Source organism: Sphingobium sp. ZW T5_29 (assembly GCF_044987515.1).
GTDB lineage: Bacteria > Pseudomonadota > Alphaproteobacteria > Sphingomonadales > Sphingomonadaceae > Sphingobium.
Map to the genome: position 1 here is coordinate 94,271 of NZ_JBJDRM010000011.1, position 25,751 is coordinate 120,021.

Annotated in this window: 27 protein-coding genes; 21 read left to right on the plus strand and 6 right to left on the minus strand. The window is 65.0% G+C overall.

The window, feature by feature from the left end:
- The first annotated feature begins 192 nt into the window (after positions 1-192).
- Genes ACI3KQ_RS11140 through cobJ form a run of 4 tightly spaced genes read left to right on the plus strand, consistent with a single transcriptional unit; the run spans position 193 to position 3,342 of the window.
- A complete protein-coding gene (locus tag ACI3KQ_RS11140) occupies positions 193-1,248 on the plus strand; it encodes a cobalamin biosynthesis protein CobG (RefSeq protein ID WP_404957689.1) in 1,056 nt (351 codons plus the stop codon).
- Positions 1,248-1,877, plus strand: a complete 630-nt coding sequence (locus ACI3KQ_RS11145; protein WP_404957571.1) for a precorrin-8X methylmutase — start codon at positions 1,248-1,250, stop codon at positions 1,875-1,877. The genes ACI3KQ_RS11140 and ACI3KQ_RS11145 overlap by 1 nt, the downstream gene beginning before the upstream one ends.
- Positions 1,874-2,596 carry a precorrin-2 C(20)-methyltransferase gene (gene cobI, locus ACI3KQ_RS11150; protein WP_404957573.1) on the plus strand — a complete coding sequence of 241 codons (723 nt, stop codon included), beginning with the start codon at positions 1,874-1,876 and terminating at the stop codon, positions 2,594-2,596. Before ACI3KQ_RS11145 ends, cobI begins: the two co-directional genes overlap by 4 nt.
- The gene (gene cobJ, locus ACI3KQ_RS11155; RefSeq protein ID WP_404957575.1) at positions 2,593-3,342 is read left to right on the plus strand and encodes a precorrin-3B C(17)-methyltransferase; all 750 of its coding nucleotides are present in this window, start codon (positions 2,593-2,595) and stop codon (positions 3,340-3,342) included. Before cobI ends, cobJ begins: the two co-directional genes overlap by 4 nt.
- On the opposite strand, the gene ACI3KQ_RS11160 is transcribed toward cobJ, so the two are convergent.
- Positions 3,318-4,067, minus strand: a complete 750-nt coding sequence (locus tag ACI3KQ_RS11160) for a cobalt-precorrin-6A reductase (protein ID WP_404957577.1) — start codon at positions 4,065-4,067, stop codon at positions 3,318-3,320. The genes cobJ and ACI3KQ_RS11160 overlap by 25 nt on opposite strands.
- Between ACI3KQ_RS11160 and cbiE the strand changes: the two genes are divergently transcribed.
- From cbiE to cobF, 5 genes are read left to right on the plus strand one after another with little or no spacing between them, the layout of a single operon-like run.
- The gene (gene cbiE / locus ACI3KQ_RS11165) at positions 4,066-5,268 is read left to right on the plus strand and encodes a precorrin-6y C5,15-methyltransferase (decarboxylating) subunit CbiE (protein ID WP_404957579.1); all 1,203 of its coding nucleotides are present in this window, start codon (positions 4,066-4,068) and stop codon (positions 5,266-5,268) included. The two genes, ACI3KQ_RS11160 and cbiE, sit on opposite strands and share 2 nt — an antisense overlap.
- Positions 5,265-5,630, plus strand: coding sequence for a cobalamin biosynthesis protein (locus ACI3KQ_RS11170; RefSeq protein ID WP_404957580.1), 366 nt, complete (start codon positions 5,265-5,267; stop codon positions 5,628-5,630). The genes cbiE and ACI3KQ_RS11170 overlap by 4 nt, the downstream gene beginning before the upstream one ends.
- Positions 5,627-6,412 (plus strand): precorrin-4 C(11)-methyltransferase, encoded by a 786-nt coding sequence (gene cobM / locus ACI3KQ_RS11175; RefSeq protein ID WP_404957582.1) that lies wholly within the window; start codon positions 5,627-5,629, stop codon positions 6,410-6,412. The genes ACI3KQ_RS11170 and cobM overlap by 4 nt, the downstream gene beginning before the upstream one ends.
- The gene (locus tag ACI3KQ_RS11180) at positions 6,409-7,713 is read left to right on the plus strand and encodes a cobyrinate a,c-diamide synthase (protein WP_404957584.1); all 1,305 of its coding nucleotides are present in this window, start codon (positions 6,409-6,411) and stop codon (positions 7,711-7,713) included. The genes cobM and ACI3KQ_RS11180 overlap by 4 nt, the downstream gene beginning before the upstream one ends.
- Positions 7,710-8,465, plus strand: coding sequence for a precorrin-6A synthase (deacetylating) (gene cobF, locus ACI3KQ_RS11185; protein ID WP_404957586.1), 756 nt, complete (start codon positions 7,710-7,712; stop codon positions 8,463-8,465). The genes ACI3KQ_RS11180 and cobF overlap by 4 nt, the downstream gene beginning before the upstream one ends.
- On the opposite strand, the gene ACI3KQ_RS11190 is transcribed toward cobF, so the two are convergent.
- The 4 genes from ACI3KQ_RS11190 to ACI3KQ_RS11205 form a co-directional block, all read right to left on the minus strand.
- Positions 8,458-8,664 carry a hypothetical protein gene (locus tag ACI3KQ_RS11190; RefSeq protein WP_404957588.1) on the minus strand — a complete coding sequence of 69 codons (207 nt, stop codon included), beginning with the start codon at positions 8,662-8,664 and terminating at the stop codon, positions 8,458-8,460. The genes cobF and ACI3KQ_RS11190 overlap by 8 nt on opposite strands.
- Before the next feature lie 159 nt (positions 8,665-8,823).
- Complete coding sequence (locus tag ACI3KQ_RS11195) at positions 8,824-10,365, minus strand: SpoVR family protein (RefSeq protein WP_404957590.1); 1,542 nt, start codon at positions 10,363-10,365, stop codon at positions 8,824-8,826.
- Positions 10,362-11,672 (minus strand): YeaH/YhbH family protein, encoded by a 1,311-nt coding sequence (locus ACI3KQ_RS11200; RefSeq protein ID WP_404957591.1) that lies wholly within the window; start codon positions 11,670-11,672, stop codon positions 10,362-10,364. Before ACI3KQ_RS11200 ends, ACI3KQ_RS11195 begins: the two co-directional genes overlap by 4 nt.
- A gap of 19 nt (positions 11,673-11,691) precedes the next feature.
- Positions 11,692-13,635, minus strand: coding sequence for a PrkA family serine protein kinase (locus ACI3KQ_RS11205; protein WP_404957593.1), 1,944 nt, complete (start codon positions 13,633-13,635; stop codon positions 11,692-11,694).
- Between the two features lie 269 nt (positions 13,636-13,904).
- Here ACI3KQ_RS11205 and ACI3KQ_RS11210 point away from each other — a divergent pair, with 269 nt between their 5' ends.
- The 12 genes from ACI3KQ_RS11210 to ACI3KQ_RS11265 all read left to right on the plus strand — a co-directional run bounded on the left by ACI3KQ_RS11210 (position 13,905) and on the right by ACI3KQ_RS11265 (position 24,704).
- Entirely contained in the window at positions 13,905-14,720 is an 816-nt protein-coding gene (locus ACI3KQ_RS11210; protein WP_404957595.1) for a universal stress protein, read from the plus strand.
- 323 nt (positions 14,721-15,043) lie between these two features.
- Complete coding sequence (cpaB, locus tag ACI3KQ_RS11215) at positions 15,044-15,943, plus strand: Flp pilus assembly protein CpaB (RefSeq protein WP_404957597.1); 900 nt, start codon at positions 15,044-15,046, stop codon at positions 15,941-15,943.
- Entirely contained in the window at positions 15,940-17,130 is a 1,191-nt protein-coding gene (locus ACI3KQ_RS11220) for a type II and III secretion system protein family protein (protein WP_404957598.1), read from the plus strand. Before cpaB ends, ACI3KQ_RS11220 begins: the two co-directional genes overlap by 4 nt.
- A gap of 2 nt (positions 17,131-17,132) precedes the next feature.
- On the plus strand, positions 17,133-18,299 hold the full coding sequence (locus ACI3KQ_RS11225) for a CpaE family protein (protein WP_404957600.1): 1,167 nt from the start codon (positions 17,133-17,135) through the stop codon (positions 18,297-18,299).
- A complete protein-coding gene (locus ACI3KQ_RS11230) occupies positions 18,299-19,648 on the plus strand; it encodes a CpaF family protein (protein ID WP_404957691.1) in 1,350 nt (449 codons plus the stop codon). The genes ACI3KQ_RS11225 and ACI3KQ_RS11230 overlap by 1 nt, the downstream gene beginning before the upstream one ends.
- Positions 19,642-20,544: a type II secretion system F family protein gene (locus ACI3KQ_RS11235; protein ID WP_404957602.1), complete on the plus strand. Its 903-nt coding sequence runs from the start codon at positions 19,642-19,644 to the stop codon at positions 20,542-20,544. Before ACI3KQ_RS11230 ends, ACI3KQ_RS11235 begins: the two co-directional genes overlap by 7 nt.
- The gene (locus tag ACI3KQ_RS11240) at positions 20,544-21,434 is read left to right on the plus strand and encodes a type II secretion system F family protein (protein ID WP_404957604.1); all 891 of its coding nucleotides are present in this window, start codon (positions 20,544-20,546) and stop codon (positions 21,432-21,434) included. The genes ACI3KQ_RS11235 and ACI3KQ_RS11240 overlap by 1 nt, the downstream gene beginning before the upstream one ends.
- Positions 21,431-22,057 (plus strand): tetratricopeptide repeat protein, encoded by a 627-nt coding sequence (locus ACI3KQ_RS11245; protein WP_404957606.1) that lies wholly within the window; start codon positions 21,431-21,433, stop codon positions 22,055-22,057. The genes ACI3KQ_RS11240 and ACI3KQ_RS11245 overlap by 4 nt, the downstream gene beginning before the upstream one ends.
- Positions 22,057-22,272, plus strand: coding sequence for a hypothetical protein (locus tag ACI3KQ_RS11250; protein ID WP_404957608.1), 216 nt, complete (start codon positions 22,057-22,059; stop codon positions 22,270-22,272). Before ACI3KQ_RS11245 ends, ACI3KQ_RS11250 begins: the two co-directional genes overlap by 1 nt.
- Before the next feature lie 50 nt (positions 22,273-22,322).
- Positions 22,323-24,023: a TadG family pilus assembly protein gene (locus ACI3KQ_RS11255; protein ID WP_404957610.1), complete on the plus strand. Its 1,701-nt coding sequence runs from the start codon at positions 22,323-22,325 to the stop codon at positions 24,021-24,023.
- Positions 24,024-24,093: 70 nt separating this feature from the next.
- The gene (locus ACI3KQ_RS11260; protein ID WP_404957612.1) at positions 24,094-24,270 is read left to right on the plus strand and encodes a Flp family type IVb pilin; all 177 of its coding nucleotides are present in this window, start codon (positions 24,094-24,096) and stop codon (positions 24,268-24,270) included.
- Positions 24,271-24,278: 8 nt separating this feature from the next.
- Positions 24,279-24,704 (plus strand): TadE/TadG family type IV pilus assembly protein, encoded by a 426-nt coding sequence (locus ACI3KQ_RS11265; protein WP_404957614.1) that lies wholly within the window; start codon positions 24,279-24,281, stop codon positions 24,702-24,704.
- Positions 24,705-24,740: 36 nt separating this feature from the next.
- Here ACI3KQ_RS11265 and ACI3KQ_RS11270 read toward each other — a convergent pair whose 3' ends face one another.
- A complete protein-coding gene (locus ACI3KQ_RS11270) occupies positions 24,741-25,727 on the minus strand; it encodes a ParB/RepB/Spo0J family partition protein (protein WP_404957616.1) in 987 nt (328 codons plus the stop codon).
- Between the last annotated feature and the right edge of the window lie 24 nt (positions 25,728-25,751).

Here is a 25,751-nt window from a genome sequence, read left to right on the forward strand (position 1 = left end):
CGTTTGAGCGACGAAATTTTTGCGCGGCTGCGGCTGTGCTGGCGTGCGGCTGTCCGCCACGCCGGTACGCCGTCGCCATCGTTGCTTGGCGTCTGGAGGGCTGGAAAAGTGCAGGACCGATCACGGCGCGCGTTCGCCGATCAACCGCCCCGTGCCGTGGTGCGGGGTTGGTGCCCCAGCGCGTGGCAACCGATGATGGCGGGCGATGGGCTGTTGGTCCGCGTGCGGCCGCGTCTGGGGCGGATGACCCGCGCCCAGACACTCGCCCTGTGCGACGCCGCGCTGCGTTTTGGCAACGGCCATATCGACCTGACCAATCGGGCCGGGCTGCAAATCCGTGGGGTGCGCGATTGCGACCATCCGCCGTTGGCGCACGCGCTGGCGGAGGTCGGGCTGATCGATCCTGACGGCGCGGGAGAGACCCATGCCCCGGTGATCCTGAACCCCGACTGGACCCCCGGCGACGACACGGAAACCATCGCTTTGGCGCTGATCGACCGGATGCGCGAATTGCCCGCCCTGCCGCCCAAGGTCGGCTTTGCCATCGATGCCGGTTCCACCCCGGCCTTGACGCACAGCCCGGCGGATTTTCGCATCGAGCGGGATGGCGCGGGCGCGTCGATCCTGCGCGCCGACGGCCGGGACTGCGGCACGGCGACGAGCGCCGAAAGCGCGGTCGATGACATCATCGCGATCACCCGATGGTTCGTCGCGAGCGGCGGCGGACAGGTCGGGCGCATGGCCCGCCATGCCGCGCCGCTGCCCCAATGCGCCGACCGGCGGCCTGCTCCGCCCCGCGATGCCGCCGCCGTCATCGCCGCCAGCCCTGGTCGGTTCAGTGGCGCGCCATTTGGCCGCGTCGAAGCCGACAACCTGCGCATGGCGATGAGTGAAAAGACATATGGCGTGCGCCTGACCCCCTGGCGCGGCCTGATATTGGAAGGGGACGACGGGCCGTCCGACGATCCCGCCGACCCCCTGCTACGCACCTGTGCATGCCCCGGCGCGCCCGCCTGTCCCCAGGCGAGTGTCAACACCCGCGATCTTGCAGCGCGGCTGGCTCCACATGTCGCCGACCTGCATGTTTCAGGCTGCGCCAAGGGCTGCGCACGTCCGGCGCAGGCCGCTACCGTCCTGACGGGGCGAGACGGCGCTTTCGACCTGGCGTTGAATGCTCATGCCGGTGCGCCGCCGGTGCGCGCCGGGCTGAACCCCCTTCAGATCATCGCCCTGTTCGGAGCAAATTGATGCCGCATGTCTATGAAACCGATGGAGCGGCCATTTATCGCCAATCCTTCCGCACCATCCGCGCGGAGGCGGACCTGTCGCACCTTTCACGCGAGGACGAACGCATCGCCGTGCGGATGATCCATGCGGCGGGGCTGGTCAGCCTGGAAACCCATATCCGCTTTTCGCCCAGCTTTGCCAAAGCCGCCATCGCGGCGCTGGAGGCAGGCGCGCCTATTCTTTGCGACGCCCGCATGGTGTCCGAAGGAATCACGCGCGCGCGCCTGCCAGCCGCCAACCTCATCATCTGCACGCTGCACGATCCAGACGTGCCCGGCCTTGCCCGTGCGATGTCAAACACGCGATCCGCCGCCGCGTTGGAATTGTGGCGACCGCATCTGGCGGGTGCGCTGGTCGCCATAGGCAATGCGCCGACCGCGCTGTTCCACCTGCTCAACATGCTGGAAGACCCCGCCTGTCCGCGCCCGGCGGCGATCATCGGCTGTCCGGTCGGCTTCGTCGGCGCGGCGGAATCGAAAGAGGCGCTGTGGCAGGTGCAGCCCGTGCCTTGTTGTATCGTGGAAGGCCGACTGGGCGGCAGTGCGATCACGGTCGCGGCGGTCAACGCAATTGCGAGCGCCGCCGAATGAGCGGCACTATCCATGGCGTGGGCTTAGGCCCCGGCGCGCAGGATTTGATGAGCGTGCGGGCCGACCGGCTGATCCGCGAGGCGCGCCACATCGCCTATTTCCGCAAGGCGGGGCGGCCCGGCCATGCCCGCCGGATCGTGGAGGGCATGTTGCGCGCGGATGCCGTCGAATATGCGATGGAATATCCGGTGACGACCGAAATCCCCTTTTCCGATCCCCGTTACAATGCCCGTCTGTCGCCCTTTTATGCCGATTGCGCAGCGCATCTGCACGGGCTGGCGGCGCAAGGGGAAGATGTGGTCGTCCTGTGTGAGGGCGATCCGTTTTTCTACGGCAGTTTCATGCACCTGCACAGCCGCCTGGCGGCCCATGCGCCGGTGCGCATCGTGCCTGGCATTACAGGCATGTCGGGCGCATGGACGGCCAGCGGCACGCCGATCAGTTGGGGCGACGATGTGCTGACCGTGCTGATGGCGACCCTGCCGGAGGATGAGTTGGCGCGGCGCATTCATGACACCAATGCGTTGGTGGTGATGAAGATCGGCCGCAACCTTGCCAAGCTGCGCCGCGCGGTCGAGATCGCGGGCAAGCAGGACTGCGCCTGGCTGGTCGAATATGCGACCATGGCGGACCAGCGGATCACTCCGCTGGCCGACGCCGATGCGGTCACAGGCTATTTTTCGATCCTGTTGATCCACGGGCAGGGGCGGCGGCCATGAACGGATGGGTGGCGGTCGCAGGACTTGGCCCCGGCGCGGAGGCGCTGATCACGCCGGAGGTCAGCGCGGCGCTGGATGAGGCGACCGACATCATCGGTTATGCGCCCTATGTCGCGCGGGTGGCCGACAGGCCGGGCCTTATGCGGCATCCTTCGGACAATCGTGTCGAGTTGGACCGCGCCGCGCATGCGCTGAACCTGGCGGCGCGGGGCCATCGGGTGGTGGTCGCTTCGTCGGGCGACCCCGGCGTCTTCGCCATGGCGTCCGCCCTGTTCGAAGCGCTGGAGTCCGGCCCTGGCGAATGGCGCGAAATCGACATCCGCGTCCTGCCGGGGATTACCGCGATGCTGGCCGCCGCCGCGCGGGCGGGCGCGCCGCTGGGCCATGATTTCTGCGCCATCAACCTGTCCGACAATCTAAAACCCTGGCCATTGATCGAACGGCGGTTGCGGCTAGCCGTGCAGGCGGATTTCGCCATGGCATTCTACAACCCCCGATCGCTTTCGCGACCCGAAGGATTTGCCCGGACGATCGACATCCTGCGGGAAACTTGCGAAGCCGGTCGCCTGATCCTGTTCGCCCGCGCCGTATCGACGCCGCAGGAGGAACTGCGCATCGCCACAGTCGATCAGGCCACGCCCGAAATGGCCGACATGCGCACGGTGGTGATCGTGGGGTCCAGCCGCACGCGCATGATAGACCGCCCCAGCGGCCCCATCCTCTACACCCCGCGTTGGGCCGAATGATCCAGCCAGTCGATCACGTCCGTAACGCTGTGCGTCGTCTGTGCATCGGGCAGGGGTGGCCGGTCGATCATCAGCACCGCTATGCCCAGCGCCCGCGCGGCGTCCAGTTTCGCCCGCGCGCCGGTGCCGCCCGCATTTTTGGCGATGACCAGTTCGACCCGATGCTGCCGCATCAGCGCAAGGTCGCCCGCCAGTGTGAAAGGCCCGCGATCCACCACCAGTCGGTGGTTGGGCAAGCTGGGCGCAATGTCCGGTGCGTCCACAAAGCGCATCAGATAGTCATGCTGGGGCTGGTCCGCGAAGGCGTCCACATGCATCCGCCCCAGCGCCAGCATCACGCGGCGCGGCTCACCATCCAGCGCGGCAACGGCGGCGGGAATGTCCGGGACGTGGGTCCAGCGGTCGCCCGGCCCCGCTTCCCATGGGGGGCGGGTCAGCATGATGTGATTTATCCCCGCAATCCGCGCCGCTTGCGCCGCATGGCGGCTCATCGTCGCGGCGAAGGGGTGGGTGGCGTCCACCAGATGCGTGACCCGTTCCTGCCGCAGATGGTGGACCAACCCTTCCACCCCGCCAAAGCCGCCGATGCGCCACGGAACCGGCTGCGCGCGGGGATGTTCGGTGCGTCCCGCATAGCTCAGGACGGCGCGCATCCCACGTTGCGCGACTGCCGTGGCGAGGGCGCTTGCCTCTGTCGTGCCGCCCAATATCAGGATGTTGGTCATGGTCGCTGACAGTCCCTGGCTGACGATCATCGGCATAGGCGAGGACGGCGCCGCCGCCCTCAATCACGCCGCCCGCTCTGCGCTGGATCAGGCGCAATTCATTATCGGCGCGCCACGCCACCTGACGCTGCTGCCGCTCCTTAATGCGCAATGCGTTCCCTGGCCAGCGCCGTTCGAGGATGGAGTTGCGCTGCTGATGGCGCGTCGGGGGCAGCCAACCGTCATGCTGGCGTCGGGCGATCCATTCTGGTTCGGCGCGGGCGCCAGCATCACCCGCCGCCTTGCGCCGGGCGAGTGGGTCGTTCATCCGGCTCCTTCTACCTTTTCACTTGCGGCTGCGCGGTTGGGTTGGGCGGTGCAGGACACGGCCTGCCACGGGCTGCACGCCGCGCCACTATCGCGACTGCGCCCTGACCTTGCGCCGGGCCGTCGCGCCATCATCCTGCTGCGGGATGGCGCTGCGGTGGGGGAGCTGGCGGACTTTCTGGCGCAAACAGGCTTTGGCGCATCGACGATGCACATCATGGAGGCGCTGGGTGGGCCACGCGAGCGTATCCGGCAGGCGCGCGCGGAAAGCTATGCCCTTTGCGACGTGGCGCATCCGGTGGCGGTGGCCATTGCCGTGGCGGGGGATGGCGATGTCTTGCCATGTGCCAGCGGGATCGGCGACCACTGGTTCGATCATGACGGCCAGATCACCAAGCGCCCCGCCCGCGCGCTCACCCTGTCAGCGCTGTCGCCGCGAGCCGGTGAAACATTGTGGGACATTGGCTGTGGTTCGGGGTCCATCGCGATCGAATGGCTGTTGAGCCATCCATCGACGCAGGGCGTCGCATTTGAAGCCGATCCCGCCCGCGCCGCCCGCGCGCGGGGAAATGCGGAACGGCTGGGCGCTGATCGGCTGACTGTGGTCGAGGGTGTGGCTCCTGCCATATTGCAGGACCGCATCCGGCCCGACGCGATCTTCATCGGTGGCGGTATCAGCGATGCGCTGATGGAAACCGTTGCGGGCATGGCTGGCGGTCCTGTGCGCCTGGTCGCCAACGCCGTGACGCTGGAGTCCGAAAGCCTGCTGGCGCGATGGCATGCGCGTTTGGGCGGGGACCTGTTGCGCATCGAGCTGGCCTCCGCTGCTCCACTGGGCGCGCGGCGGGGCTGGCGGTCGTCATATCCGCTGGTGCAATGGAGCGTGACGCTATGATCGTCGCGGGCTTTGGCTGTCGGGACAGCGTCGACGCGGACGCGCTGCGCGCGGCGTTGGACCTTGCGACCCGCGATGGGCCGATGCCCACGGCGCTGGCCACATTGTCGCACAAGGCATCGCTGCTTGCCCCAATTGCCGAGGCGCTCGACCTGCCGCTTTTGCTCATTGATCCGACCGAGATTGATGGCGTTTCGACGCCGACCAGCTCCCCGGCCAGCCTGGCCGCCTATCGCACCGGCAGCGTGGCCGAAGCCGTTGCCCTGATCGCGGCTGGCGCAGGGTCGCGGCTGATCATTCCGCGCGTCATTTCCCCTCTGGGGGGAGCGACCTGCGCCTTGGCACAAGGAATTGCCGCATGACCGTCCATTTCATCGGCGCTGGTCCCGGTGCGCCCGACCTTATCACGTTGCGCGGGCGTGACCTGATCGCCGCATCGCCCATATGCCTTTATGCAGGGTCGCTGGTGCCGCGCGCCTTGCTGGACCACTGCCCGCCCGGCGCGCGCATCGTGAACAGCGCGCCCATGACATTGGATGAGATCATCGCGCTTCTGGCCGAAGCTCATGCGGCGGGTCTGGATGTCGCCCGGCTCCATTCGGGAGACCTGTCGGTGTGGTCGGCGATGGGCGAGCAACTGCGCCGCCTGAAGGCGATTGGCGTCCCCTACAGCATCACGCCCGGCGTCCCGTCCTTTGCGGCGGCGGCGGCGGCGCTGGGAACCGAACTCACCCTGCCGGGCGTCGCGCAGTCCGTCGTCCTGACCCGGACATCGGGCCGGGCCAGCGCCATGCCGAGCCGGGAAAAGCTGGCGGCGTTCGGGGCGAGTGGGGCGACGCTCGCCATCCACCTGTCGATCCATGCGCTTCGCCAAGTGGTGACGGAGCTGACGCCGCTCTATGGTCCTGAATGTCCGGTCGCGATCATATGGCGCGCAAGCTGGCCTGACGAACGGATCGTCCGCGCCACATTGGCGACGATAGAGACGGCGGCGGAAGGTGGGCCGGAACGCACCGCCCTGATCCTGGTTGGCCCGGTGCTGGGCGACAGTGATTTTGCGGAAAGCAGCCTCTACGCGCCCGGCTATGATCGCAGGTTTCGCCCCGCATCCACACAATCACGCTTCGTCGGACCGGAAGAGTGACGCCTGGCATCCTTATCGCCGCGCCGCGTTCTGGTTCGGGCAAAACCACGGTTACGCTGGGGCTGCTGCGCGCCCTGAAACGCAACGGTGTCCGGGTGCAGGCCTATAAATGCGGCCCTGATTATATCGATACCGGCTATCATCAGATGGCGAGCGGCCGCCCTGCCTTCAACCTGGACAGCTGGGCCATGGACGGCACGATGATCCAGTCGCTCGCGGGGCGGGCGCAGGATGCAGAAATCGCCCTTGCCGAAGGAGTGATGGGCCTGTTCGACGGCGCAGTCGCGCCCGGCAGCGCCGGAAACGGCAGCAGCGCCGACATCGCGGCTATGCTGGGCTGGCCCGTTTTGCTGGTCATCGACGTCACGGGGCAAAGCCAGTCCGCCGCCGCGCTGGTCCATGGATTTCGCACCATGCGCCCGGACGTGCAGGTCGCTGGCGTCATCCTGAATCGCGTGGGCAGCGACCGGCATGACCGGATGATCCGCCGGGCGATGGAGGACATTGGCATGCCGGTGCTTGGCTCGATCGCCCGCTGCGGCGACCTGTGCCTGCCAGAACGGCATCTGGGTCTGGTTCAAGCAGGGGAACTGGCGGAGGCGGAGCGCATTATCGACGCCCTGGCTGACCGTATCGCAAGTCATATCGATATTCAGGCCCTGTGCGCGCTAGCCAACGGGAAGCCGCTGAGGCAGGCGCATCATCATTGCCCGCCGCCCGGTCAGCGGATCGCGTTGGCGCAGGATGCCGCATTTTCCTTTACCTACGCCCATCTGGTCGATGGCTGGCGTGATGCGGGGGCGGAAATCCTGCCATTTTCCCCGCTTGCCGACGAAGCCCCCGTGTCAGACGCCGACGCCGTCTGGCTTCCGGGGGGTTATCCCGAACTGCATGCCCCGCGCCTTGCCGCCGCCAGCCACTTCATCGCCGGGCTTCGCCGCCATGCACAGGACCGGCCAGTGCATGGCGAATGCGGGGGGTATATGGTGCTGGGCCAAGCGCTGATAGACGCCGATGGCCAAGCGCACGCAATGGCCGGGCTGCTGGGGCTTGTCACCAGCTTTGCCGACCGCCGCCTGCATCTGGGCTACCGTCGCGCGCGATTATTTGCGCCCATGGCAGGCTATGGGGCAGGCGCCGTCCTGAACGGGCATGAATTCCATTACTCAACGGTTATTGAACAGCCCGACGACCCTCTTGCCGACGTCACCGACGCGGCGGGCACGACGGTCGCGTCCACCGGATCGCGGCGCGGCCATGTGACCGGCAGCTTCTTTCACCTTGTAGCAGGCGCGGCATGATCCGGCTGCTGCTCATCGGCATCGGCACGGGCAATCCCGACCATCTGACACGCGCGGCGACGAAGGCGATGAATGAAGCCGACCTTATCCTGCTTCCTCGCAAGGGCGATGCAAAGTCCGACCTGATCGACCTGCGCCGCACCATCTGCGCACAGGTCCTGACCGGCCCTGCCCGCATAGTGGAATTCGACATGCCGGTTCGCGCCGCCGAGCCAGCCTATCTGGACGCGGTCGTCAACTGGCACGCCGCCATCGCCGATTTATGGATGGAACAGGCCGCGATCCACCTTTCGGGCGGCGGCACCATGGCGTTGCTGGTCTGGGGCGACCCGTCCCTTTACGATAGCAGTTTGCGGATCGCTGCGCGCCTGGGACCGCAGATCGACGTCCATGTGATCCCCGGCATCACCAGCATTCAGGCACTGACCGCCGCCCATGGCATAAGCCTGAACCGCCTGGCAGCCCCGGTGCTGATCACCACGGGCCGCCGCCTGGCGCAACAGGGATGGCCAACGGGGGTCGATGATGTGGTCGTGATGCTGGACGGCGATTGCGCGTTCCGTGTCCTGCCACCGCAAGACCTGCATATATGGTGGGGCGCCTATCTGGGTATGGAGTGCGAAGAATTGGCCCATGGTGCGCTGGGCGACGTTGGTCCCGCCATCGTGGAACGGCGCGCTGCGCTGCGGGAACGGCACGGATGGATCATGGACGTCTATCTGCTGCGCCGGGCAACCAGCGAGGTTAACTGACGGGGGAGCAGAGTTCGGCCATAGGCTTGTTGATCACCGTGCGGGCCGCATCGAAGGAACCCATTGTCGCACGTCGGCGAAATTCGGCGGCCATCGCCTGATGCATGGTGCGGGCATAAGGGTCCGCCGTCGTCGCCGCCAATTGTTCGTGCATTCTGGCCCGCTCAAGACATTCCTGGGCATTAAGGGCATTGGTCATGAACCGCACTCCTGCTGTCCTGCCACATCAGGCTCGACTCGCGATCCGTCCGGCCAGACCGAAAGCACTGCCACATCGGGCGGAATTTACGCTTCCCGCAACCCAATGGGAAACGGAATCTTTGGAACGCCTGTTCGCATGACCACAATGCGCACCGGTTCAGCGCATCCAGTCGTCCTGCGGCTGACACCGGTGGCTTTGCAGTTCCTTGCGGCTGTCCACATCAACCTCGCTCAGCACCACTTCATAGCCCCATAGATTGGCCAGGTTCTGCAGGACCAGATCGGCATCCGACGATTCCAGCACCACCCCGTCACTGACCGCATTTTCCAGCATCAGCGTCCTGTCGCCCGCCAGATCGACGTCGACGACCTGAATATCCGGTTCCTGCCGGGCGATGTCATATTCACGGGACAACGCCCTGCGGATGCGCCTGTATCCCCTTTCATCATGGATGGCGTCCACCCTGACGTCCGCTTCGCCTTCATGGTCCAAAATCTTGAACAGGCGCCACTGCCTGATGAGATGGGGGCTAAGGAACTGCGACACAAAACTTTCGTCGCGATAGTTGGCCCATATGTCCTTCAGCACCTCTACCGGATCGCCCGATCCGGCGATATCGCCGAACCATTCGCGATCCTCCTCCGTCGGGTCGATGCAGATACGTTCCACGTCCGACATGATGCCAAAGCCGAGCGCATAGGGATTGAAGCCGCCAAAATGCCCGGAATCATAGCTGGGTTGATAGACCACATTGGTGTGCGACTGGATGAATTCCATGAACGCCCCGTCGGTGATCCACCCGCGCGTGTGCAGCGCCGTCATGATGCGATAATGGGTGTAGGTTGCCGCCCCTTCATTCATCGCCTTGGTCTGGCGCTGGGGATAGAAATATTGGGCGATCAGCCGCACGATGCGCAGGATTTCGCGCTGCCAGCTTTCCAAGCGCGGCCCGCTCTTTTCCAGGAAATACAGGATATTTTCCTGTGGCAGGCCCAGCGCCGCGCGCCTTTGGTCGCTGGGGATCGTGTCGGCCTTCTCACCAATGGGGACCGTGCGCCATAGATCGTCATAGATGCGGTCACGATAGGCCTGTCGTTCGGCTTCCCGTGCCGCTTCCGCCTTCAGGTCGCGGGGGCGGACGCGCGGATAGCGGTGGACGCCCTGGTTCATGAGCGCATGGGCGGCGTCCAGCACCCGTTCCACCGCCAGTTGGCCATGGCGTTCCTCACAACTGGCGATGTAGCGTTTGGCGAACTCCAGATAATCCAGAATGCCATCCGCGTCGGTCCATTGCCGGAACACATAATTATTCTTGAAAAAATGATTATGGCCGAACGCGGCATGGGCGATGACCAGTGTCTGCATGGTCGCGCTGTTTTCCTGCATCAGATAGTTGATGCACGGGTTGCTGTTGATCACCAGTTCATATGCCAGCCCGCGCAGCCCCTTTCGGTACAGCATTTCGTTGGTCACGAATTGCTTGCCGAAGGACCAATGCTTGTAGAATAACGGCATGCCGATGGACGAATAGGCGTCCAGCATCTGTTCGGCGCTGATCACTTCTATCTGGTTGGGATAGATGTCCAGTTTCATTTCCTGAAGCGCGATCGGCTCTATCGTTTCATAGATGCGGTTGATGAGCGTGAAATCCCAGTCGCTGCCGGTAAATAGCGGTGCGGGAGCCAGAGCGCCCGTCATCCCCGCGCCCTTTCACTGACGCCACGGCGCTGGAACAGTTCGCGGAATACCGGATAGATTTCGCGCCTGTGCGTCACCTTACGCATGGCGAAATGCGGGTTAGCCACCATCACCGGCGCATAGGCGTCCCATAGTCCAGTGGTCGCCGTCGCGCTTTCGATCGACGCAAATTCTTCACGACCGACCTCAAGATAGGCGACATATTGGGCGATGGGCAGGACCTCATCCTCCATCAGGCTGACCACGCGCGCATTGTCCGACGCCAGCGTATCCCCGTCGGAAGCCTGCGCCACATAGATGTTCCAGTCGGCGGGGTTGTAGCGATCCCGGATCACCTCCAGCAGCTTGTCGAGCGCGCTCGACACCAATGTGCCGCCGGTGACCGTGCTGTAGAAGAACGTCTGTTCATCCACCTCAGCCGCGCGGTCGGTATGGTGGATGAACACCACATCGACATGTTCATAGCATCGCGACAGGAACAGGTGCAGCAAGGCGAAGAAGCGCTTGGCCAGGTCCTTCATATGCGCGGTCATCGACCCGGACACGTCCATCAGGCAGAACATGACCGCCTGCGCCACGGGGCGCGGCACGGGTTCGAACCGGCGATAGCGTAGGTCAACAGGGTCGATATAGGCGATCAGATTGCGCCGCCGGATGATAAGGTCGCGATCGTCCCGCAAGCGTGCCAGCGTTACGGCATCGTCTGGATCGGCGATGGCCCGCGCCTCTATCTGTGCAATTTCCTCGTCCAACCGTTGCAGGTCGCCGCTGGTGGGCCTGCGCAGCGCCAGCCTGCGCGACAGCGCCTTTTGCATGGTGCGCGGGACCGACAGGTTCGACGGGTTTCCCGCGGTCGAATAGCCTGCGCGCCTGATACCTTCGATCTTGCCAGCGACCAGCCGCTTCTTGGCCATGTCGGGCAGTTCCAGATCATCCAGGAACAGGTCCAGAAATTCTTCACGGGACAGGGCGAAGCGGAAATCATCCTCATCCTCCCCCTCTCCTGCCCTGGAGCCGCCGCCCGATCCGCCGTCGGGCCGCTTGATCCGGTCACCTTCCAGAAAATCGCGGTTGCCCGGCAGCACCTGTTCCCGGTTGCCGCCCTTCCCGGCGCGGCGCAGCGTGGGTTCGTGGATGGCGTCGCGGCGGATGGTGATCTGGCCTTCCTTGTCCAGATCCTTGATGCTGCGGTCCTTCAGGCTGTCACGTACCGCCTGGCTGACATAGGCCCGCGCCCGCCTCAAGAAGCGTTGCCGATTGACCAGGCTCTTGCCCCCAGGGTTCAGCCGTCTGTCGACTATGTGCATGCCGACCCGAGCGCCTCCTTCAACCAGCCTGCTTGACGCGGATATACCATTCGACCAGCCGCCGGACCTGCCGTTCCGTATAGCCGCGTTCCACCATGCGGGCGACGAATTCGTCATGCTTCATGGCCGTGTCGCCGTCACGCTTCGATCCAAAGCTGATGACCGGCAACAGGTCCTCAACCTGGCTGAACATCCGCTTTTCGATGACTTCGCGGATTTTTTCATAGGAGGTCCAGCTAGGGTTGCGCCCGTCATTGCTGGCCCGCATCCGCAGCGCGAACTTCACCACTTCGTTGCGAAAATCCTTGGGATTGGCGATGCCGGCGGGCTTTTCGGTCTTGGTCAGTTCCTGATTGATGATGTCCCGATCCAGGAGCTGGCCGGTGTCGGGGTCCTTGAAGTCCAGATCCTCTATCCACGCGTCGGCATAGGCGACGTAGCGGTCGAACAGGTTCTGGCCATAGTCGTGATAGGATTCCAGATAGGCTTTCTGAATTTCGTTGCCGATGAATTCGGCATAGCGCGGCGCCAGCTCGCCCTTGATGAACTCCAGATATTTGGCTTCCGTTTCGGCGGGGAATTGTTCCTGCCGGACCATGCCTTCCAGAACATACATGAGGTGGACGGGGTCCGCGCCAATCTCGTTCGTGTCATGGTTGAAGGTCGCCGACAGCGCCTTGAAAGCAAAGCGGGTGGAAATGCCCGACATGCCTTCGTCCACGCCCGCCGCGTCTCGATATTCCTGGATGCTCTTTGCCCGCGGATCGATTTCCCGCAGCATTTCGCCGTCATAGACTCGCATCTTGGAATAAAGATTGCTGTTTTCATGTTCACGAAGACGCGTGAGGACGGAAAAGCGCGCCAGCATGTCCAGCGTTCCGGGCGCACAGGGCGCCTTGTTCAGGTCGGACTCCCTCAGCAGCTTTTCATAGACATGGCGTTCTTCGGTCGACTGAAGTGAATAGGGCACTTTGATGACGTAGATACGGTCGATAAAGGCTTCGTTATTCTTGTTATTCTTGAAGTTCGACCATTCCGATTCATTGGAATGCGCCATGATGATGCCGGTATAGGGAATTGCGCCGATATTTTCGGTCCCGATATAATTCCCCTCCTGCGTCGCCGTCAGCAGCGGGTGAAGCATCTTGATCGGCGCCTTGAACATCTCGACAAATTCAAGCATGCCCTGGTTCGCTCGGTTCAAACCACCCGAATAGCTGTAGGCGTCGGGGTCGTTCTGGGACAGCATTTCCAGCTTGCGGATGTCGACCTTGCCGACCAGCGAGCTGATGTCCTGATTATTTTCATCGCCCGGTTCGGTCTTCGCAATCGCGATCTGCCGCATGCGCGAAGGCATCAGGCGGATGACCTTGAACTGCGAGATGTCACCGCCAAATTCATCCAGCCGCTTGCGCGCCCATGGGCTGATCAGGCCGGTCAGGCGGCGGCGGGGAATGCCATAGCTATCCTCGATCAGCGTCCCGTGCGTTTCCGCATCGAACAGCGCGAGGGGGCTTTCGAAGATGGGACTGATCTCATCCCCCGCCTTCAACGCATAGATGGGATGGGTTTCCATCAACGCCTTCAGCCGTTCGGCCAGCGACGACTTGCCGCCACCCACCGGACCCAGCAGATACAGTATCTGCTTTCGTTCCTCCAAGCCCTGGGACGCGTGGCGCAGGAAGCTGACGATATGTTCGATCGTCCCTTCCATGCCGTAGAAATTCGCGAAGCTTTTGTAGCGGCGAATGGTGCGGTTCATGAAGATCCGGCCCAGTCGCTGGTCGCGCGATGTATCTATGACCTCCGGCTCACCAATGGCCGCCAGCAGCCGTTCCGGCGCGGATGCGTGCATGATGGGATCATTGCGGCAGCCCAGCAAATAATCCTCAATCGACATCTCGGCCTGACGCCGTTCGTCGAAGTTCCGCGTGAAGCTAGAAAACAATTCATTTGTCGTCACTGTCGACTCCCGTCGCAGTAGCCATAATTGTAATATACTATGTATGACCCTGTAAAAACAGGCCTATACAACAGGAGGACTGGAAAAAATTAATCCTGCACATCCGAATAGTTCGCAACAAGGCATTGGACAGCGGTCACGTCATCGCCGTGCGCCCGGCGCGGAAGCGGCCGGTGGCAGGCATTGGCCGCCCCCGTTCCAACATGATATAAGGGTAAACACCGCAGACCCGTCCCCCATTGGGGACCATCATGGACATGGAGGCGCCCATGACTTCGATTTTGCTGCACATCCACGACGACAGAGGCGCGGAAAGCAGGTTGCAGGTCGCCTGCGACATCGCGCGCGGAGCGGATGCGCATCTGCATTGCGTGCAGGTCACATCCGTGCCCGGCCTGATCGCATCCGATCTCTATGGCGGCGCGTCCATGGCTCCCGCGATGATGGCGGAACTGCATGATATAGATGCCCGGCTGCGCACGCGCATGGAAGAGCGGCTGCGGCGAGAAGGCGTCAGTTGGGACTGGCGGCAGGTCGATGGCGATCTGGTGAACGGCCTGTTGTCCGCGTCCACGCTCGTCGATTTTCTGATCGTCACCCTGCCAGAGGGCCCCCGCGCGGAAATGAGCGATCCGCCGCATATCGTTGCCGACCTGGCGATGGGCAGCCGTGCGCCGGTGCTGGCGGTTCCGCAGGCCGCGCGCGGACTGACCGTCGCCGGTCGCGCACTGGTCGCCTGGGATGGATCGCAGGAAGCGTCAGCCGCGCTGCGCCTTTCGCTACCGCTCTTGAGGCTGGCTGAAGAGGTCCATGTCGTGACGGTCGAGGAAGCCGGGAGACATTCCTTCCCATCCACCGATGCGCCCGAATATCTGGCCCGCCACGGCATCAAGTCGCAACTTCATATCTGGCCGCAGGACGGGCGTTCGATCGAAACGACGCTGCAGGCGGCAATAGGCGTGCTGAGACCCGACTGGATCGCCATGGGCGCTTACGGCCACAGCCGCCTGCGCGAACTGGTGTTTGGCGGCGTCACTCGATCCATGTTGCGACAGGCGCGCGTGCCCCTTTTGCTCGCGCATTAATCGCTTTGAGGCTCGACCCGGCATTTGCGGGCTGAAAAGGCCGGGGCAATTGCAACCGAAATGAAGCGAATATTTACCCGAACACGACCGGGGTAAAGCCGTTTTGCGCGTCAATCGGCACGCAAAAATAGCGGGAATGGCCTTTTACCCCCGCCTGACCGCCATTAACCTCTGACCGCCCTTCGCATCAAAATGGCCCGATCTGCCGTCCCCTTATCCATGTGGATTCTCTACGGAATCCCCTTGTCGGGGGTGGGCGCCGGAATGCGCTGACTTCGGTCGGGGCAGCGGCTTTGCGTAATCGCAAGCCAGAGGGGGATTGAATGCAGATCGGTGCGAAAGCCAGGATCATGATGATCGCGGGGACCGTCGCCGCCCTGTTGTTCCTGATGTTGGGCATCCGGGAATTGCAACGATCTTCCGCGGCAGTTTCGCCATCACCCGGCGCGAGCGCATCGCCAAAGGTCGGCGCGCCGGTCGTCGTGCTCGCAGCGGCCGCGCGCCAGATCGGCACGGGCGAAACGATCACGCCGGGGATGATCCGCAACATGGTCGCCGACCCTCGCCGTAATCCGCAAGTTGCGACCCCCGCAGAACTGATCGGCAAGGTAGCGACGCGGACGATTGCTTCCGGGGCACCCATCCCGCGCGACGCAGTGGGCGGAGAAGCCAAACTCGCCATCCGCGTCCCGGTTGGCATGCGCGCGATCAGCATCGATACGACCGCGGAGATCGCCGTCGCGGGCTTGGTTCGGCCCGGAGACCGGGTGGATGTGCAGGTCGTTTATCCCGGCGCCGACGCGATCAGCGGCGCGCGGGGCGCAGGGCGTAGCCGCGCGCAGACGCTGCTTCAGATGGTGCAGGTGCTGGCGGTCGGGGAAACCATCGTCGGCGCGCAATCCTCTGCCAGTTCGACCGGCTCTTCCCCTCCTCCACCTCCCGCCCGGACGGTCACGTTGGCGCTGACGCCCGATCAGGTGTCCACCCTGTCGCTTGCCAAAAGCACCGGTGCGCTGACCTTGTCGCTGCGCAATCCTGTCGATGGCGAACAGACGGCCACCGCCGCTGCCGCGACGTCCAGGCCGCCCGATCCCCTGCCGGTCGCCGCTCCCGCGCCTGCGCGCAAGACGCCATCCTCAAGGGCAAAGCGTCCTTCGCACGCAATCCAGCTTGTCGTCGGCGAACGCCGCGAAACCATATATTCAGGGGGTGACGCGCGTTGAACAGGATCTTTACCCCTGCCCTGCTGGGCCTGGCCCTGTCCGCCGCCTGCCCAGGATATGCCGCCGCGCAGGAAGCCCCCATGCCGCTGCGGGGCAAGCGCACCATCACGTTCACACAGCCCATCGGCCGGGTAGAGGTCGATCGCGACAATATCATTGCGGTCGCCGCGCCCAGCGCCCGCTCTCTGCGGCTGACCGGGGTCGGCACGGGAACGGCGACGCTGAGCGTCTATGGCATGAACGGCGCGCTGCTTGAAGAAAGGCTGGTGACCGTAGGATCGTCAGCATCGTCCGCTGACGCAGTGGCCAACATAGCGGTCGAACGCCGCCTGACCAGCGCCGAACGGATTGTCGCGGGCGAACAGGTGGTAGCCGTCGATGTGCAGTTCGCGGCAATATCATCCTCCACTCTCAAGGCGTTGGGGTTCAACTTCGCAAAGCTGAGTGGCGACCTGCAGGGGGCAATCGTGTCGCCCAGCACGCTGACCAGCGCCAGCTTTTCACGCGACGGGTCCAGCGTCGACGCCAGCGTGCCGATCCAGAATGCATTCAACCTGTTCCTGTCTTCGCCCAATCGCGGCGTCAGTGCCGTGCTGAGCGCGCTGTCGTCGAACGGCCTGTCCGAATTGCTGGCCCAACCGACATTGCTCGTCCGGTCGGGCGAACAGGCGAGTTTCCTGGCGGGCGGGGAAATACCCGTGCCGGTCCCGCAGGCATCCGCCGGGTCGGGCAGCGCCATTTCCATCCAGTATAAGGAATTTGGCGTGCGCTTGGCCGTCACACCCTTCGTCCTGTCGAAAGACAATATCGTGCTCAAGATAGCGCCTGAAGTCAGCGAACTGGATTATGCCAACGGCGTCCAGTTGCAGGGCTATGTCATCCCCGGCCTGCGTCGCCGGTCGGCTGAAACGACGGTTGAACTGGGTAGCGGCCAGAGCTTTGTGATCGCAGGGCTGAGCTATTCCAGCCAATCAGTCACGCGCGACAAGACCCCGTTGCTGGGCGACATCCCGGTGCTGGGGGCGTTTTTTCGCCGCCAGCAAAGCCAGAAGGAACGGCAGGAGCTGGTCATCGTCGCCACCCCCCGGCTGGTAGGACCGGTGCAGGCGGCCAACATGCCGCCATTGCCCGGCACGACGGATGCCATCGCCCCGGACGCGCCCGACTTTGGCCTGGTGAGGCGTTGATGATGGCGAACATACTCCTCCTGTCGGTTGACCGCAGCCTAGCCGAACGGATCGAACAGGCGATGAATGGGCGCGCGACGGTCGATATGGCGCAATCGGTTGCATCCGATCTGCCCGCCGGTCCCGCCGTCATCGTGATCGATCGCACCGCGATTCCGCCCGAACGTTCGATCACCGCCGCCATTGCAGCCGTGGCCGAAGGCGCGGGGGGACGCGCAATCGTGCTGGCGACGCCGGATTGCGATGCGGATGAGATATTGCAGGCTGTTCGCGCGGGGGCGCATGACATCATTCCGCGCCACGGGGAGGGTGGGGAGATAGCGGGCATTTTATGGCGGCTGCTGAATGAGGCCGTCAGCGAACAGAATCGCGGTGGTCGTCTGACTTTGGTGCTGGGGGCGGATCAGGAGGCGGCGGCCATGGTCGCCACCGACATGGCGGTCAGCCGGGCCAGGGACCGGTCGCCCACCTTGCTGATCGATTGCACCATGCCGACCAGCGCGGCGCAGGCCTATCTGGACGTGCCGGTCAGTTACGGCATGGCCGCCGCGGTCGGGGACATGGAGCGGCTGGACGCCAGCCTGCTGTCGAGCGCGCTGGCGCGTCATGGCCCAAGCGGGCTGTTGCTGCTGACATTCGATGGCGGAACGGGCACGGAGCCGGTGGGGATCGGCCCCACAGACATTGCCGCGCTGGTCCGCCTGCTGCGGACATGCTGCGCGGAGGTGGTGCTGTGCGCGGGCAGCCTGCGCCATGCCGGGCTGCTGAAGGATCTGGGGACGCAGGCGGACCGCATCGACCTGATCTGCGCGCAGTCGATCAGGGAGCTGGAGGCGTCCCGCCGCCTGATCGACCGGCTGGGGAGCGATGACGCGATGCTGGCCAAGACGCGGCTGCTGGTCTGGGATCATCAGCCTTCCGTGCTGCTCGACGGGCGGCGCATGGCCGATATTCTGGGCATTTCCAGCGTCCATGCGCTGCCGGTCGATGCTGCGCGGGCGCGCAACGCGTTGAACGCAGGGCAGCCGATCGCCATGGAGAAGGATGGCGGCCCCTATATGCAGGCGATCCGCAAAATGTGCGGCATCCAGCCCCCCGCCCCCAGCGCCGCGTTCGCGCGCATCGACCGGGTTCGCCGCGCCGTCCGCCGATCACTGGAGCGCACATGATGAGCCTGCTGACCGAAGACAGCCTGCCGATCAGTCCCGCGCGCGGCGGTGGCGGTGGCCGTCCCGCGCCCGTGGCCCAACCCGCCACCCAGCGGATGAGCGACAGCTATCAGGCGGTGAAGGCGCAGACCTGCCAGCAGGTGATCGAACAGCTGGAAGCGCGGGGCAGCGCCGCCGACGCGCTGGGGCCGGGGGCGTTGCGGGCGGAGATCGAACAGGTCGTCACCAGCCGCAGCCGACGCGGCCAGATGGCGTTGAACGCGGCGGAACGATTGCTGCTGATCGAGGATGTGGAGGATGAGGTTGCGGGCCTGGGGCCGCTCGCGCCGCTGCTGCGCGACCCGGACATCGACGACATCATCGTCAATGGCGCCGGATCGATCTATGTCGAGCGGGCGGGCCTGCTGGCCAAGGTCGACACCCGGTTTCGCGACGATGCGCATTTGATGAACATCATCCACCGGATCGTCGGACCGATCGGCCGCCGCGTCGATGAAGCCAGCCCCTATGTCGACGCACGCCTGCCCGACGGATCGCGCGTCAACATCGTCATCCCGCCGGTCGCGCTGGACGGGCCGCTGCTGTCCGTCCGCAAGTTTCGCATGCAGGCGCTGGGCGTCGATGATTTTGTCGACCGGCAGGTGATGAGCGCGGACATGGCCGCCTATCTGGCCGCCGCCGTGCGTTCGCGCCTGAACATCCTGATCTGCGGCGGAACGGGCGCGGGCAAGTCCACGCTGCTGAACATGCTGTCCCACTTCATCAGCGACCGCGAACGGCTGATCACCATAGAGGATGCCGCGGAGTTGCAGTTGCGGCAGGATCATGTCGTCCGGCTGGAAACCCGCCCGGCCAATGTCGACGGCAACCGGGAAGTCAGCGCGCGCGAACTGGTCCGCAACGCACTGCGCATGCGCCCCGACCGCATCATCCTGGGCGAAGTGCGCGGCGTCGAAGTGGTGGAGATGTTGCAGGCCATGTCCACCGGGCATGACGGGTCGATGGCCACGCTGCATGGCAACAGCCCCCGCGATGCTTTCGCGCGCCTGGAAATGCTGTTGGGCTTTGCCGGGCTACAGAACGACATCAAGGCGATCCGCCGCTTCATCGCCAGCAGCGTCCATATCGTCGTCCATATCCAGCGCCTGGCCAATGGCAGCCGCCGGATCGTGGGCGTCACCGAAGTCACCGGGCTGGAGGGCGACGCATATTCGCTCAACGAGCTGTTCAGTTTTCAGGAGCAGCCCGCCATGTCGGGCCTTGGCGAATTCCGCACCTTGTCCCCGCGTCCCTATTTCGCCGACCGCCTGCGCGACTATGCGGGCGTGACGGGTCAGCCGCTATGTTGAGGGGGGCGGCATTCCTGCTGTTGGCGCTGCTGATCATGGTGGCGGTGCTGGGGCACTGGTTGGCGCTGCGGTTCGCGGCCCGGTCCCGCCTGGACCGGCGTCTGGCCGCATTGTCGCAGGTCGGCCCTGCCGCCATCCGCCAGAGCGCCCCGTTGACGGTGCCGGACCGGATTGCCCCGTTGCTGGCGCAGGCGCAGCTGGAAATCACGCCGCGCGCCGCCGGGATGATGGCGGGCGCGCTGATGCTGCTGGCGATGGCCCTGTTGCTGATGTCCGGCCCTGTGGCGGTGCTGGGCCTGTTGCTGGGCGCGCCGATGCTGTTGTTGGGATGGGTCAGGCGGCGAGCGCAGCGTCGGATCGACGCGCTGATCGACGCACTGCCATTTTACATCGACGCCGTCCGGCAGATGCAGACGGTGGGCAATTCGCTGTCGCAGGCGCTGGAACGGTCCCTAAGCGACGCGCCCGCCATCGTGCGCGCCTATCTGGCCCCGGTCGGTCGCCGCCTGGAACTGGGCGCGCCGGTGGGCGAAGCGATGCAGCAGCTGGCCGACCGACTGCGCGTTCCTGAAATGTCGATGCTGGCAGCCGCGATCCGCACCAACCTGCGTTATGGCGGGTCCATTACCGGCGTCCTGTCGAACCTGGCCGCGATTCTGCGCGAACGCATTCGCATCAAGCGCGAGATGAAGGCGGCCACATCCGAAGCGAAGGTCAGTTCCCGCGTGCTGATCGCCATGCCGCTGGTGGCGATGGCGCTGCTGATGTCGATGAACCCGGCCTATATCGACTTTTTCCTGGCCGACCCGCGCGGGCGCAAGCTGGCGGTGGTCGCTATCGGACTACAGGCGGCGGGCATGCTGGTCATGCGGCGCGTCATGCGGCTGGCGTTCTGATGCCTTCCGCGCTGTTCTTCCTTTGCGTCGTCGTCATGCTGGCGGGTGTCGCCTTCGCCGCCAAGGGCGTGCGGCTTTCGCTGGCCGACCGGCGGCTGGAGGCGCGGTTGTCCGCCATAGCGCCCGCCGCCACGCCGGACGGGGAGCGGTTTGCCCTGCCCGCCTTCATGGCGGCGCGCGGACGCGACCGATCGGAACTGGAAGGCAGGCTGCAACTGGCCGGTTTCCGCGATCCGCGCGCGCTCCAGCTTTTCGTGTGGTTGCGGTTGGGGGCCACAGCCGGATCGGCCCTGCTGATCATGCTGATCTGCCGCATCGCGTGGGGCGGCTGGACCGCCCGGCCACTGCTGATCATCATCGGTGCGGGGCTTGTCTATGTGGGCATGAAACAGGGCCTCTACATGCTGGCGTCAGCACGGTCGCGCAGGGTGACGGCGGAATTTCCATTCCTGATCGACCTGATGCTGATGATGCTGGAAAGCGGCGTGTCGCTGGACCAATGTTTTCGATCCATCGCGCGCGACGAACAGGTTGCGGTGCCCGAACATGGTCCCCTGATCGGCCTGCTGATTGCCGATCTGGACCGGGGCATGCGCTATGAACATGCGCTCGACCGCTGGGCGGGGCGCGTCGCGATCAGCGGTGCGAAGGAACTGGCTGCGCTGTTTCGCCAGGCCATGTTCCAGGGCGTCGAACTGGCCCCGGCGCTGCGCGAATTCGCGCGCGAATTTACCCAGCGCCGCGTCGCCCGCGCCCGCGAAGCCATGGGCGGCATCACCGTGCGGATGGTGGTGTTGATGATCCTGTTCTTCATGCCCGCCTTGTTCATCGTGCTGGGCGGGCCGCCGGTCATCGCCATATTCGACACTTTGAGGGGTGCGGCGCGATGATCCGGCTCTTCCCTCTTCCCCTGATGGCCCTGATGCTGATGGCCGCCGGGCCAAAGGCCGACCCGACCCGCAGCCTGTACCTGCAACTGATCGAACAGGCGCGTGCCGATGGCCGTCCCCGAGCGGCCATCGCCTATCTGGACGATTTCGACCGCCGTTATCCGGGCGAGATTCAGGCGCAGATTTTGCGGGTGAACAGCCTGCTGGACCTGCACGATGTCGATGGCGCGGAAAGGGCGGCGGCGGTTTTGCCGGAATCGCCGGAAAGCAGCGTCGCGCGTGGCCATGTGCTTTGCGCGCGGGGCGATTGGGGGCAAGCGGCGGCGCTTTACCGCCAGGCGATGGTCGCGCGGCCCGCCGACGCGCTGCTGCGCAATGCGTTGGGCTATGCATTGCTGCGGTCGGGCCAAAGCGCGCCCGCCATCGAAGCATTGCGCGGCGCGGTCGACCTGGCGCCCGCAGACCGGGCCATCCGCAACAACCTGCTGCTGGCGCTGACGGTCGGAGGCCAGCGGGCAGAGGTCGACGCAAGGCTTCGCCAGATCCGCGACGGCAGCGAACAGGACGCGCTGCGCCGAATGATCGCAACCGAAGCCGCCCGCATTGCAAGGAAGGAAAGCTGATGATTTTTCTGCTGGTCGCAGCCGTCGCGCCTGTCCCGCCGGTCCCCGATCAGGCGCGGCGGGTGATTGAATGGCAGTTGCGTTCGCCACCACGCCACGAGCAGGCCGCCGGGCTGTCGGCCGAAGAGGCGGAGGTCATCCGCCAACACTATATCGAATCCATCGGCCAGCGCCCCCCGCAATCGTCGGCCCCTGACCGCCGCGATGGGCGATGATGCCCCTGCGCGCTTTCCTTTGGCGCGATAGGCGCGGCGCGGTTGCACCGATGATCGCAGCATTGGGCGCGACGCTGGTCGGCGCGACGGGGTTCGCGCTGGACGCGGGGCTATATTATACGGCCAATCGCGAATTGCGTGCCGCGACCGAAGCGGCTGCGCTAGCCGCCGCGATGAGCCCCGCCGATGCTACCGCGCGGGCTGGCGAGGCGTTAAGCCGCAATGGCTATGACCCGGCCATCCTCCGGTCGGTCGAGGTCGGGCGATATTGCCCCGACGCGGCAATGCCCGCCGACCAGCGTTTCGATGCGACCTTCGCCCGCTGTCCCGGCGATGGCCGGACCAATGCGGTGCGGGTCCAGACGGGGATGCCCAGCCGCCAGTTTTTGACCCGCGTTCTGGGCAGCGCCAACCCCATCCCCGAACTGGGCGCGACGGCCACCGCCGCGCGCATCGACGAAGCGGGCGTCGGCATTACGGCGGGCATATTGACCGTCACCAACGCGCTGGTGAACAGCGTCAACGACCTGCTGGGTGCGATATTGGGCGTCAAGTTGCAGCTTAGCACCGCCGATGTCGAAGCGTTGATGGCGAGCGATGTCGATGCGGGCCGATTTTTCGATGCGCTGGCGGCGCGGGTCGGGGAAAGCGGCACTTATGCCGACCTGACCGCGCGCACCGTCAACTTGCAGGACCTGCTGCTGGCGGCGGCGAGCGCGGCGGACCGGGCGGACACCGCCGCAGCGCTGACACTGGTGGCGGGGCAGGTTGGTGCTGGCTACCCGGTGCCGCTGTCCGGCCTGTTCGGCCTGGGTGTGTGGAAGGATATGCCGGTGGGCGAAGCGGCCGACCAGCCCGCTTTGCGCGCCGGGATCAACGCCTATCAGCTGTTGGCCTTTGCGGTGCAATCGGGCGGCGGGGCCATCGACGCGTCGGATGCGCTCAGCCGGATTATTTCAGGCACCACCGTGCGCATTTCCGCCGTCGCGAGCGGGCCGATGGATCGGCCCCGTTTTTCGTTCGGGCCTGCTGGCGAAACCAGCGTCGGCACATCCGCGCTGCGGATCAAGCTGGACCTTGGCCTTGACCTTTTTATCTTGGGCATTGGCGTCGATGCGGTTCCCGTCCTGATCGACGTGGCGGCGGCGCGAGCGGACGTGAGCGGGATCGAATGCCCGGACACCGCCGAACAGGCGCGCGACACGCGGGTCAGCCTGATCGCCAGTTCGGGACTGGTCAACGCCTATATCGGCCAGGCGCCCGCGAACGCGATGACCAGGCCAATGCCGCCGCTGTCGGCGAGCGACATCGCGCCCGCCCGCATATTGAGCGTGCTGGGGATCATCACCGTCGACGCGCGCGCGGTCGCGCAGCCGTTGATGGGGAATAGCGGCACGTTGACCTTTGGCCCTGGGGGGCAGGGCAGCATCGGTCGGCCCGGCGCGCCGGGAACCGCCGCGAGCATCGGCAACGGGTCGCAGGCGGGGACATTGATCTCTTCCCTGATCGATAGTCTGGCGGCGTCGAATGGGCTGCAGGTGAATGTCATCGGCCTGTGTATCGCGCCGTTGTGCAGTGCTTCGGCGATCCGGTCACAGTTGCTGGGCGCGATTACCGCGCCCGTCACCGGGCTGGTGGGGGGCACGGTCGATCCGCTGCTCGACAATCTGCTGGGCGCGCTGGGCATTCAGTTGGGCCATGCGACTTTGTGGGTCACCGGCGCGCGATGCGGCGTGCCCGTGCTGGTCTAGCGATATTGGCGGCGCGGTGTCCCCTCCCCCGCGCCGCCATCCTGTCATCGGAGGGACTAAGGAACAGGATATGATCGACAAAGCCCGCAATTTCGTGAAGCGTCTGGCGCGCGACCAGAAAGGCCTGACGGCGGTGGAATATGCCGTGCTGGGCGCAGTTGTCGTTGCGGCCATTGCACTCGTGGGCGGAGACTTCACAACTGCACTTAGGGCTGCCTTCACCGCGATGTTCAACGAAGTGAACTGATCGTCGGCATGAAGCATTTGCGCCGGATGCTGACCTGCGACAGGGGCATGGCAGCGCTGGAGTTCGCGTTGATCGCTCCAGCGCTGCTGATGCTCGTGTTCGCGATCATCATCTATTCCTTCTGGTTTTCCGCGCTGATGGGCGTGCGTCACGCCGCAGCCGAAGGGGCGCGCGCGGCAATGGCGGGGATGTCGACCGTCGAACGCACGGCGCTGGCCCGCGACCGGGCGCAGGCAGTGATCGACGGCTATGGCGCGCTGCTGTCATCGGGTTCAGCGCCGCAGATCGACGCAGGCGCGGATGGCACCGGGATGTTCAGGGTCAGCGTCAGCTATGACATGAGCGGATCGACGCTGCTGCGCTATGCGGCGTTTGTTCCCATGCCATCGACCGCGCTGGACGCGACGGTCGTCGTGACGAACGGGAGCTACTGACTGGCCCGTTGCGTATACGCAAAATGGGGCGATTTTTCAGGATCGGGCGGCGAGAAGTGCGGTGCGCAGGCCCGCCAGCAGTCCGTCGAGGTCGGCGTCATCTGCGATCTGGAGGTCGACGGCCAGGCCGCCGCTCTTCCCCGCCCGCACCCTGCCGATCCGATCACCGGCCAGCATGATCGGCATTTCGCGCGCTTCGTCGCGGGGGCGCGGCGCGACGGCTTCCCGAAGGCGCGCCAATACCGTGGCGGACGGGATCATCCGTTCGCCCTGCGCCGCAAGCGACTGTTGTTCAGCGCCGATCCGCTTTGCCTCCGCGATCATTTCCGCGCGTTGCTGCGGTCGTCGCAACAGAGGGGTGAGCAGTTCGGAGTAACGGACCTTGAGTTCCGCGCGGGTCGCGAATGCGTCCACGACTTCCTGCGGCAATTGGGCCAGGGCGAGCAGTCGGCTCAGCTGGCTGTTGGACAGGCCCAGCGCTTCGGCCATGCGGGACTGCACGCCGCCATAGAAACGATCGACCGCACCTTGATAGCTGCGCGCGCGGTCCAGTTCGCAAATGTCGGCGCGTTCGCGATTTTCAATGTCGGCGAGCCGGAACGCTTCTTCATCCGACATGTCCACGATCAGGGCGCTCAATCGCAATTCGGGCCGTCCATTATGGTTGAGCCAGTTTATGGCGAAACGCCGTCGGCTGCCGACCAGAAGCTGATAGGGCAGATCGGCATCGGACGGGTTGAGCCGGACGAGAGCGGGGATGCGATTGCCCCCCTCCGTCGCGATGGATTCGATCAACGACCGGCAGCTTTCGGCATTAAGCGCAGGCTGGTCACGGGGATTGCCGTCCCACACCGCACAATCCGCCGCGCGCAGCAGCAACGGTGTGCGGGCGTGCGCCGCATTGTCGGTGAAGCTGGTCAACCGATCGTCCAGGCGTGTTATTGCGGCCTGCTGGTCCGGCCCAGTGCGACCGGAGTCATAGGATAGCGTCGTCAATATGTCGCGGATGAAGCCTGCCATCATGGGGTCCCGTTCAGATAATCAACC